10 protein-coding genes are annotated in these 8,153 nt (G+C 68.4%); 5 read left to right on the plus strand and 5 right to left on the minus strand.

Annotated features, from left to right (window positions below; genetic code table 11):
• Window positions 1-55: 55 nt before the first annotated feature.
• Genes FV218_RS21165 through motA form a run of 3 tightly spaced genes read right to left on the minus strand, consistent with a single transcriptional unit; the run spans window position 56 to window position 2,174 of the window.
• Window positions 56-364, minus strand: coding sequence for a hypothetical protein (locus tag FV218_RS21165; RefSeq protein ID WP_147711438.1), 309 nt, complete (start codon window positions 362-364; stop codon window positions 56-58).
• Entirely contained in the window at window positions 361-1,299 is a 939-nt protein-coding gene (locus FV218_RS21170; protein WP_147711439.1) for a FliM/FliN family flagellar motor switch protein, read from the minus strand. The genes FV218_RS21165 and FV218_RS21170 overlap by 4 nt, the downstream gene beginning before the upstream one ends.
• Before the next feature lie 2 nt (window positions 1,300-1,301).
• On the minus strand, window positions 1,302-2,174 hold the full coding sequence (gene motA / locus FV218_RS21175) for a flagellar motor stator protein MotA (protein ID WP_056089240.1): 873 nt from the start codon (window positions 2,172-2,174) through the stop codon (window positions 1,302-1,304).
• A 424-nt stretch (window positions 2,175-2,598) separates the two neighbouring features.
• Between motA and FV218_RS21180 the strand changes: the two genes are divergently transcribed.
• Window positions 2,599-3,345: a YebC/PmpR family DNA-binding transcriptional regulator gene (locus FV218_RS21180; RefSeq protein WP_056089237.1), complete on the plus strand. Its 747-nt coding sequence runs from the start codon at window positions 2,599-2,601 to the stop codon at window positions 3,343-3,345.
• Between the two features lie 75 nt (window positions 3,346-3,420).
• Window positions 3,421-4,365 (plus strand): glutaminase, encoded by a 945-nt coding sequence (locus tag FV218_RS21185; protein WP_281407887.1) that lies wholly within the window; start codon window positions 3,421-3,423, stop codon window positions 4,363-4,365.
• 6 nt (window positions 4,366-4,371) lie between these two features.
• Here FV218_RS21185 and FV218_RS21190 read toward each other — a convergent pair whose 3' ends face one another.
• Complete coding sequence (locus FV218_RS21190; RefSeq protein WP_056089233.1) at window positions 4,372-4,563, minus strand: DUF2735 domain-containing protein; 192 nt, start codon at window positions 4,561-4,563, stop codon at window positions 4,372-4,374.
• 469 nt (window positions 4,564-5,032) lie between these two features.
• Here FV218_RS21190 and FV218_RS21195 point away from each other — a divergent pair, with 469 nt between their 5' ends.
• The 3 genes from FV218_RS21195 (at window position 5,033) to FV218_RS21205 (ending at window position 7,590) form a co-directional block, all read left to right on the plus strand.
• On the plus strand, window positions 5,033-6,073 hold the full coding sequence (locus tag FV218_RS21195) for a glutamine synthetase beta-grasp domain-containing protein (protein ID WP_056089231.1): 1,041 nt from the start codon (window positions 5,033-5,035) through the stop codon (window positions 6,071-6,073).
• Between the two features lie 156 nt (window positions 6,074-6,229).
• Entirely contained in the window at window positions 6,230-6,799 is a 570-nt protein-coding gene (ruvC, locus tag FV218_RS21200; RefSeq protein ID WP_147711440.1) for a crossover junction endodeoxyribonuclease RuvC, read from the plus strand.
• 215 nt (window positions 6,800-7,014) lie between these two features.
• A complete protein-coding gene (locus FV218_RS21205; protein WP_147711441.1) occupies window positions 7,015-7,590 on the plus strand; it encodes a PilZ domain-containing protein in 576 nt (191 codons plus the stop codon).
• A 22-nt stretch (window positions 7,591-7,612) separates the two neighbouring features.
• Here FV218_RS21205 and FV218_RS21210 read toward each other — a convergent pair.
• On the minus strand, window positions 7,613-8,153 hold a 541-nt coding region (locus FV218_RS21210; RefSeq protein WP_147711442.1), incomplete at its 5' end, for a YceI family protein.

The following is an 8,153-nucleotide window of genomic DNA, read 5'->3' on the forward strand; positions in this document are numbered from 1 at the left end:
GGGCGTCGGGGGTCAAAGGCGTCGGGGATCAGGGTCGGACGAAGGGATGCCGCGGTCAACCGCCGACCCGCGTCTGCCGGTCGAGGTCGCTCGCCAGGGCCCGCCGGCCCGCCTCCAGGGCGGAGAGGGTGGCGCGCGCCTCCTCGATCTTCCCGTCGAGGGCCTCCAGGATCGCCCGCCCCTCCGTGCTGAAGCCGCGCACGGCCTCGCCGGCCTGGTTCAGGGCGTGGCCCGACTGGGTCAGGATGCGGCCGTACTCGGCCTGGGTCCGATCGAGGCGCTTCAGCTTGAGGTACATCGGCACCACGCAGGCGCTCGTCGCGATGAGGGCGACGAGCAGGATGGTGTCAACCAGCGGCGTCATGGCACGAGGCCTTCCTTCTCGGGGGCGATGGCTTCGTCGATGCGCAGGACGTAGGAGCCCTGCGCCTGCCCCATATGGCACCAGAACAGCGGCCTGTCGTTGCCCTCGAGCTTCACCCGGGTGGTGGGGGTGGCGTCGAGCCCGATGACCTGGCCGACCTTGAGCTCGGAGATCTCGCCGAGCGTCAGGGTGCGCTCCTCCAGGACGGCACGGAGGGTCACCTCGGCCTTCTGCACCTCGGCGGCGATCTGCTGGGTCCATTTCGGATCGCGGGCGGCCGAGTCGACGGTGAGCACCTTCGACAGGCTCGGGCGCATGGGGTTGATCACCGATTGCGGGATGATGAGGAACATCTCGCCGCTGCGGTTGAGGGCCTGGAGCAGGAATTTGGCCTCCACCGCCTTGTTGCCGCGGCCGCCGATGACGGCGAACTCCATGCGCGTCTCCGTGCGTTCGAGGCGGAACGGCGTGGCGGCCACGAGGGAGAACGAGGATTCCAGCGCCTTGCCGACCTGCTCCAGTACGATCTGGGCGATGCGCGTCTCGATGCCGGAGAACGGGCGCTCGTCCTCCACCCGCGGCTCGCCGCCATCCGAGCCCAGCAGCACCTCGACCATGGTGAAGACGAAGTCGCGGTCGAGGCCGACGAGGATGTGGCTGTCCCATTCGGGGGCGTGGAAGAGACCCGCGATGGCGTTGGTGTCGTAGGCGTCGAGCATCTCGCCGATGCGCCCGCTCTGGATGCCGCCGAGGGAGAAGTGCACCGGCGAGGCGACGAGGTGCTTGAGGTTGTCCGAGCAGCCCGTAGTCAGGCGGTCGAACACCACGCTGAGCATGGGCAGCCGGTCGAGGGACAGGCCGCCGGCCTCGATGAGGCGGGCGCGGAGATCGGTGCTCGGCCCCTTCTGGCCGGAGGAACCCTCTGGCGTGTCCATGGTCAGGCGGCCTCGCGCTGGGCGCCGCCGTTCACGGTGGCGTTCTCGACTTCGTCGATGGTGGGGCGGTCGCCGAGGGAGATGCCCTTGCGGCCGTGCTCGACGGCGATCTGCGGCACCGCCCCGCTCATGTAGGCGAGCAGGCTCTGCTTGACGATGATGTAGACATGGGCCTGCTTCTCGCGGATCACCTTGATCTTGGTCGCGAACGGCGCGAGCACGCCGTAGGACATGAAGACGCCGAAGAACGTGCCCACCAGCGCCGCGCCGATGAGACCGCCGAGGATCTGAGGCGACTGGTCGAGCGCCCCCATGGCTTTCACGATGCCGAGCACGGCCGCGACGATGCCCAGGGCCGGCATCGCCTCGGCCACCATGGTGACGGCGCCGTAGGGCTTGAGCCGGTCCTTGCGATAGCCCGAGATCTCCTCGTCCATCAGGGCTTCGATCTCGTGGGCGCGGGCGTTGCCGATGAGGATGAGGCGGGCGTAGTCGCAGATGAACAGGACGAGGTCGGCGTTCTTGGCGACCGTCGGATAGGCCTTGAACAGCTCGGAGTTCGCCGGGTCGTCGAGGTGGGGCTCGACCTCGTTGCGGGGCTTGGCCTTCAGCTCGCGCATGAGGGCGTGGAGGAGGCCGAGGAGTTCGAGGTAGTCCTTGCGCTTCGGCACCTTGCCGGTCAGCGCATCGACGCTCGCCTTGCCGGAATCGACCACGGTCTTCATCGGGTTGGCCATGACGAAGGCCCCCGCTCCCATGCCCCCGATGATCACGAACTCCCACGGCTGCCAGAGCACCACGAGGTGCCCGCCCATGGCGACGAACCCGCCGAGCATGCAGCCGATTCCGATGACGAGGCCGATGACAATGCCCAAGGTCTCTGGCCTCCGCCGGTGTGAACGCGTGTCACGCTAAGCAGCGGAGGTAAGGCGAGAGGCTTGCGCGGGGCTGGATGGGCCTTAAGCCCCGCGGCGCCTGTTCCCACGACCCTCCGCCGGGGCGGGGAAGAGGATCGTGCCGGCCGCGAGCCCAAGGAGAGCGACGAGCCCGAGGCGGCCCCAGCGGACGGGTTTGTTCGCGATGGCCTCCGGGGGCGACGCCCGCCGACCGGGGGCCGTTGTAGGAGCTCGGGCCGGTGCGTGATGGGGGATATCCATGTGGGTCAACGCCGAGGGCCCGCCCGCGTTGCCACGCCGCACGCCCCCGGCCTATAACCGCCGCCCATTCCCGATGCCCCGCGCCGTCGAGGAGGCTCGGGCCTCATCCGGCGCCGCTCTTTTTCGCGAGATAGGTCACGCCATGGCCGGCCATTCCCAGTTCAAGAACATCATGCACCGCAAGGGCCGCGTCGATGCGGTCCGCTCGAAGATGTTCGGCAAGCTCGCCCGCGAGATCACCGTGGCGGCCAAGCTCGGCCTGCCGGATCCCGCCATGAACGCCCGCCTGCGGGCCGCCATCATCGCGGCCCGCGCCGAGAACGTGCCCAAGGACAACATCGAGCGCGCCATCAAGAAGGCCTCGGGCGCCGACGCCGAGAGCTACGACGAGATCCGCTACGAGGGCTACGGCCCGGGGGGCGCCGCGATCATCGTCGAGGCGCAGACGGACAACCGCAACCGCACGGCCTCCGACGTGCGTTCGGCCTTCACCAAGTCCGGCGGCAGCCTCGCCGAGACCGGCGCGGTGTCGTTCATGTTCGACCATGTCGGCGTGGTGGAGTTCGAGGCCAAGGTGGCGGATGCCGACACCATGCTGGAGGCCGCCATCGAGGCCGGGGCCGACGACGTGCGCTCGTCCGAGGACGGCCACGAGATCGTCTGCGCCCAGGACGCCTACGGCGAGGTCTCCAAGGCGCTGGAAGCGCGCTTCGGCGAGCCCCGCCGCACGGCCCTGGTCTGGAAGGCGCAGAACACCATCGAGGTCGACGACGAGACCGGCGAGAAGCTCCTGCGCCTCGTCGAGGTGATCGAGGACCAGGACGACGTCCAGAACGTCTTCGTGAATTTCTCCCTGTCCGAGGCCCTGATGGAGAAGCTGGCGGGTTGAAGCTCCCGTCGAGACCGGGCTTGGCAGTTTCATTGCGTCGCGTCGGGAAATCCCTTCAGCCCGCGTGAGACCGCCGTGCCGCAGAGCCCCAGCCCCGACCTGCACGCCGTCGTGCGGGAGATCGCCGAGGAGATGCGGGCGCGGCCCGACCGGGGCGAGGTCGCCACCTACATTCCGGAGCTCGCCCGGGTCGATGCGGGCGCCTTCGGCCTCGTCGTCATCGATGCCGACGGCGTGGTCGCGGCCGGGGGCGACGCCGACGTGGCGTTCTCGATCCAGAGCATCTCGAAGGTGTTCACCCTGACCCTGGCGCTGGGCATGGTCGGCGACCGCCTGTGGCGCCGGGTCGGGCGCGAGCCCTCGGGAAGCCCGTTCAACTCCATCGTCCAGCTGGAACGCGAGCGCGGCATCCCGCGCAATCCGTTCATCAACGCCGGCGCCATCGCGGTCACCGACGTGATTCTGTCGGGCCATCAGCCGCGCGAGGCGCTGGGCGAGATCCTGCGCTTCATGCAGTTCCTGGCCGAGGACCCGAGCATCACCATCGACGAGGCGGTGGCGGCCTCGGAACTCCGCACGGGATTCCGCAACGTCGCGCTCGCGAATTACATGAAATCCTTCGGCGTCCTCGACAACCCGGTGGACTTCACCCTGGGCGTCTACTTCCACCACTGTGCGATCAGCATGACGTGCCGGCAACTCGCCAGGGCCGGGCGTTACCTCGTGCATTCGGGCCGGATGCCCTCGACGGGCCATTCCGTGATCTCGGCCGAGCGGGCGCGGCGCATCAATGCCGTGATGCTCACCTGCGGCCATTACGACGGGTCGGGCGAGTTCGCCTACCGCGTCGGCCTGCCGGGCAAGAGCGGCGTCGGCGGCGGCATCCTGGCCGTGGCGCCGGGGCGTGCCTCCATCGCCGTGTGGTCCCCCGGCCTCGACGCCTCGGGCAATTCCCACCTCGGCCGGATCGCCCTCGAAACCCTCACCCGGCGCCTCGGCTGGTCGATCTTCGGCGTCTGATCGCCGTCAGGATTTGCGCGAGCGGTCCGCGTCCACCAGGGCGGCCTCGTGATAGCCGCAGGCGGCGAACGCGGCCGGTGGCTGCATCGCCTTCGTTTCGCCGCGCGGGCGGCTGGCCTCGCGGCGGTCCGCGCCGAGGCGGCCCCCGGTCGGGAAGGCGTAGATCTTGGCGGTCTCACGCGTGGCGGACGGCGTCATCGAACTGGGTCTCCTTGGGAGCGGCACCGACGGCGCCGCTCGAACGCTGAGCACAACATAGACCCTCTGCCCTGGGAATGCGCGGCCTGACGCGAATAAAACGCGCATCTGCCGGAAATATGCGCATGCCGGCGATTGCTAAAACGCGATGCAATAGTTCGATGGGGAAATCCTCGTTCGGGGTAAACGAGATTTCGAGGTGCCGATATCGAGCCTATGCTTCGCTGTGTCTGCTCAAGAACATGGCATGGGCATCGTGTGATTAAAAACAATGCAGAATGGCCAATTGCTGGGCAAATGCCGCATCCGAAGGCCGGATCCCAAGGGGGACTTAGCCGGTCCCGACGGGCGAACGGATCTAGGTTTGATTGGCATAGCAAATGCTTTTGCGAGGGCGGCAGTTCCCTGGGGCGGTCGACGGTCCGCGCTCGGCGGTGGTCCGCACCGCGAACGGAAGAGAGACTTCACGATGACGAAGTACAAGCTCGAATACATCTGGCTGGACGGCTACACGCCCGTCCCCAACCTGCGCGGGAAGACGCAGATCAAGGAATTCGACGGCTTCCCGACCCTCGATCAGCTTCCCATGTGGGGCTTCGACGGCAGCTCGACCATGCAGGCCGAGGGCGGCTCTTCCGACTGCATGCTGAAGCCCGTGCGCCACTTCCCCGACGCGACCCGCAAGAACGGCGTCCTGGTCATGTGCGAAGTGATGATGCCGGACGGCGTCACCCCCCACGCCTCCAACAAGCGCGCCACCATCCTGGATGACGACGGCGCCTGGTTCGGCTTCGAGCAGGAGTACTTCTTCTATAAGGACGGCCGTCCGCTCGGCTTCCCCGCTTCCGGCTATCCGGCGCCCCAGGGTCCGTACTATTGCGGCGTCGGCTACAAGGAAGTCGGCTCCATCGCCCGCAAGATCGTCGAGGAGCACCTCGACCTCTGCCTCGACGCCGGCATCAACCACGAGGGCATCAACGCCGAGGTCGCCAAGGGCCAGTGGGAGTTCCAGATCTTCGGCAAGGGCTCCAAGAAGGCCGCCGACGAGATGTGGGTCGCCCGCTACATCCTCCAGCGCCTGTGCGAGAGCTACGAGATCGACGTCGAGTACCATTGCAAGCCCCTGGGTGCCACGGACTGGAACGGCTCGGGCATGCACGCCAACTTCTCGACGGAGCACCTGCGCACGGTGGGCGGCAAAGCCTATTTCGAGGCGCTGATGGCCGCCTTCAAGGACAACCTCGACGACCACATCGCCGTCTACGGCCCCGACAACCACATGCGCCTGACGGGCAAGCACGAGACCGCGGCGATCAACGAGTTCAGCTACGGCGTCGCCGATCGCGGCGCCTCGATCCGCGTGCCGCACAGCTTCGTCAACAACGCGTACAAGGGCTACCTGGAGGACCGCCGGCCCAACAGCCAGGGGGACCCCTACCAGATCGCCTCGCAGATCCTGAAGACCGTGGCCTCGGTTCCCACCGCCGCCGGAGTCTCCGCGGCCGCCTGAGGCGACCGGCTTTCCCGATCCTCCAGAGCGCGGCGCGGCCCTTCGCGGGGCCGCGCCGTTCGCATTTCGGGGGGAGGGTTTGGCGAAACGCTCCGTTCACGGTATGTGCCTAACGCTCGACGCCGGCGCGACCCGCGCGCTCCAGGGCCACCACGCATGACCGCTCCCGTCCGCATCCTCGGCATCGACCCCGGACTGCGCCGCACCGGCTGGGGCGTGATCACCGTCACGGGGACCAAGCTCGCCTACGTCGATTGCGGCGTCGTCACCTCCGACGGCGACCTGCCCCTGGCGCTCCGCCTGCGCGAGCTGCACGAGGGCATCAGCCGGGTGGTCCGGGGGTTTTCCCCCCACGAGGTCGCCGTGGAGGAGACCTTCGTCAACAAGGACGCCCAGGCGACGCTGAAGCTCGGCCATGCCCGCGCCATCGCCCTGCTGGTCCCGGCGCTGGCGGGTTTGCCGGTGTCGGAATACGCCGCCAACCTCGTCAAGAAGACCGTCTGCGGGGCCGGTCACGCCGACAAGGTGCAGATCCAGGCCATGGTGAAGTTCCTGATGCCGAAGGCCGAGTTCAAGACGGCCGATGCCGCCGACGCCCTTGCCATCGCCGTCACCCACGCCAACCACCGCGCCTCCCACGCCCTCAAGAGCCGGCATGCCCCCGTGCCGGGGATGAGCGCGCTTGCCGCCGCCCGCATCGCCGCGGCCCTGGCCAAAGCGGGCTGATCGCACCGGGCTGATCGCACCGGGACGCCACCTGACGGTTCGGGCGGAGGGTGGCGCTTCGGGCCGCCCGGAACTGGGAGCCCCCATCCGCGGGGGCGCCCGGTCCGGAAGGAAGGGCCCGTCGTTCGACGGAATCGCTACAACTCTTCCTATCCCGCGAGAGCGATCGAAAGACTCCCGATCCTACGATGCCCGCGAGCGGCACAGTGAGAGCGATGAGACACCCGCACGCGAAACCCCATCACCACACGGTGGTCGTCCCGGCCCTGTGCTGGGGACGGGATCGCTCCGAGTTCTACGCCGTGACGGACATCGTCTCCCCGGACGGAATTCACTTCCGCTCCGCCACCACCCCGCTCGTCGACGAGGAACTGACCTGCAACATCCGCCATATCGGCGCCGTGGAAACCCGCGTGGTCAGCATCGGTGACCACGCCTTCGTCGTCCGCCTCCTTGCGAAACAGCAGGCCGTCGCCAGCGTCGCCCGGGAACTGCGCCTGCTCTCGGAGCAGCAGGAGGCGACCGCCCCCGTCCGCGTCCATCCCCGGGTGACGCCCCTGGAGACCGACGTGACCGTCGAACTCGCGGATGGCCGGATCGTGCCGGCCAAGCTTCTCAACGTCTCGGCGTCCGGCGTCGCCTTCACCCTCGACGTGCAGATCGCCATCGGCGCGCCCATCACCATCGGCCGGACGGCGGCCCGCGTCGCCCGTCACTTCGAGCACGGGATCGGCGCGGTGTTCGACAGGGCGTTCGCCCCCCAGGCGATCGACCAGCACATCACCCTCTGAGATCGCCCGGCGCGGCCGGCCGTCAGGGTACCGCCTTGAACTCGCCCTCCAGGCGCAGGGTCACCTCGTCGCCCACCATCGGCAGGTAGGCGGTGATCCCGAACTCCGAGCGCTTGATCACCGCCCGCCCGTCGAATCCGACGGTGAAGAGCTTGTCGACCGGGTGGAGCCCGGCCTGGTTGAAGGTGGCGTCGAACGAGACCGGTCTGGTGACCCCCTTGAGGGTGAGTTCGCCGTTGACCCGCGCCGTCGTCGGACTGGTCGGCTCGACGGAGGTGCTGACGAAGGTCGCCGTGGGGAATTTCTGCGTGTCGAAGAAGTCCGGGCTCTTGAGATGGGCGTCGAGCTTGTCGTTGAGCCCGGTGATGCTCGGCGTGCCGACGGTGACGCTGATGCGGCTCTTGTCCGGGGCCTTCGCGTCGAGGCTCGCCTCCGCCGCCACGTCGGTGATCTGCCCGTAATAGGTCGAGAAGCCGAGGTGGCCGAGCGACCAGGTGATCTTGCCGTGGGCCGGATCGAGGCGGTAGGCCCCGGAGCGGACCTGCGTCGGGTCGGTGGTGGGG

It is taken from the genome of Methylobacterium sp. WL69 (assembly GCF_008039485.1).
Classification (GTDB): domain Bacteria; phylum Pseudomonadota; class Alphaproteobacteria; order Rhizobiales; family Beijerinckiaceae; genus Methylobacterium.